At 63.8% G+C, this 1,858-nt stretch carries 2 pseudogenes; both read left to right on the top strand.

Annotated elements, in window-relative coordinates:
* Positions 1 to 91 (top strand): annotated as a pseudogene (locus BKD70_RS23055) (glycine cleavage system protein H); the annotation flags it as partial.
* Positions 92 to 101: 10 nt separating this feature from the next.
* Positions 102 to 1,858 (top strand): annotated as a pseudogene (locus BKD70_RS23050) (glycine dehydrogenase); the annotation flags it as partial.

The following is a 1,858-nucleotide window of genomic DNA, read 5'->3' as shown; positions in this document are numbered from 1 at the left end:
CCGTTTTAAACCCGCCGATGCCGATGCAGTGGCTAAGCTGTTGGATCAGGATGCGTACGACCGCCTGATCAAAGCCAACGCTGAAGCCTGAGGAGCGCGCCATGACCGTTAATCTGACCACCGCCAACGAATTCATCGCCCGCCACATCGGCCCGCGCCAGGAAGATGAGCAGCAAATGCTCGCCAGCCTGGGGTTTGATTCCCTCGAAGCCCTGAGCGCCAGCGTCATCCCGGAAAGCATCAAGGGCACCAGCGTGCTCGGCCTGGAAGACGGCCTGAGCGAAGCCGAGGCCCTGGCCAAGATCAAGGCCATCGCCAGCCAGAACCAACTGTTCAAGACCTACATCGGCCAGGGCTACTACAACTGCCATACGCCGTCGCCGATCCTGCGCAACCTGCTGGAAAACCCGGCCTGGTACACCGCCTACACGCCGTATCAACCCGAGATTTCCCAAGGCCGCCTGGAAGCCCTGCTGAATTTCCAGACCCTGATCAGCGACCTCACCGGCCTGCCGATTGCCAACGCCTCCCTGCTCGACGAAGCCACGGCCGCCGCCGAAGCCATGACCTTCTGCAAGCGCCTGAGCAAGAACAAAAGCAGCAACGCGTTCTTCGCTTCGGTGCACAGCCACCCACAAACCCTCGACGTCCTGCGCACTCGCGCCGAACCACTGGGCATCGATGTAGTAGTGGGCGATGAGCGCGAACTGACCGACGTCAGCCCGTTCTTCGGCGCCCTGCTGCAATACCCGGCCAGCAACGGCGATGTGTTCGACTATCGCGAACTGACCGAACGTTTCCACGCCGCCAACGCACTGGTCGCCGTGGCCGCCGACCTGCTGGCCCTGACCCTGCTGACGCCGCCGGGTGAATTCGGCGCCGACGTCGCCATTGGCAGCGCACAACGCTTTGGCGTGCCACTGGGCTTCGGTGGCCCGCACGCGGCGTACTTCTCCACCAAGGATGCGTTCAAGCGCGACATGCCAGGCCGTCTGGTCGGTGTTTCCGTCGACCGCTTCGGCAAGCCGGCCCTGCGCTTGGCGATGCAAACCCGCGAGCAACATATCCGCCGCGAGAAAGCCACCAGCAACATCTGCACCGCGCAAGTGCTGCTGGCCAATATCGCCAGCATGTACGCCGTGTACCACGGCCCCAAGGGCCTGACGCAGATCGCCCAGCGCATTCACCAACTGACCGCGATCCTGGCCAAGGGTTTGACTGCCCTGGGCCAGAAAGTCGAGCAGGCACACTTCTTCGACACCCTGACAATCCACACCGGCGCCCACACCGCAGCCCTGCACGACAAGGCCCGCGCCCAGCGCATCAACTTGCGCGTGGTGGATGGCGAACGCGTTGGCCTGTCGGTCGACGAAACCACCACCCAGGCCGATATCCAAGCCTTGTGGGCCATCTTCGCCGATGGCAAAACCCTGCCAGCCTTTGCTGCAACCGAAAGCACCCTGCCGAGCGCCTTGCTGCGCCAGTCGCCGATCCTCAGCCACCCGGTGTTCAACCGTTATCACTCGGAAACCGAGCTGATGCGCTACCTGCGCAAGCTGGCCGACAAGGACCTGGCCCTGGACCGCACCATGATCCCGCTGGGCTCGTGCACCATGAAGCTCAACGCCGCCAGCGAAATGATCCCGGTGACCTGGGCCGAATTCGGTGCCCTGCACCCGTTCGCCCCCGCCGCGCAAAGCGCCGGCTACCAGCAACTGACCAGCGAACTGGAAGCCATGCTCTGCGCGGCCACCGGTTACGACGCGATCTCCCTGCAACCCAACGCCGGTTCCCAGGGTGAGTACGCCGGCCTCTTGGCCATCCGTGCCTATCACCAGAGCCGTGGCGAAGAACGTCG

The sequence above is a fragment of the Pseudomonas sp. BS-2016 genome, from assembly GCF_001806145.1.
Taxonomy (GTDB): domain Bacteria; phylum Pseudomonadota; class Gammaproteobacteria; order Pseudomonadales; family Pseudomonadaceae; genus Aquipseudomonas; species Aquipseudomonas lundensis.
Note: the sequence above shows the minus strand (reverse complement) of the source record. Positions and strands in the feature narration are given on the sequence as shown.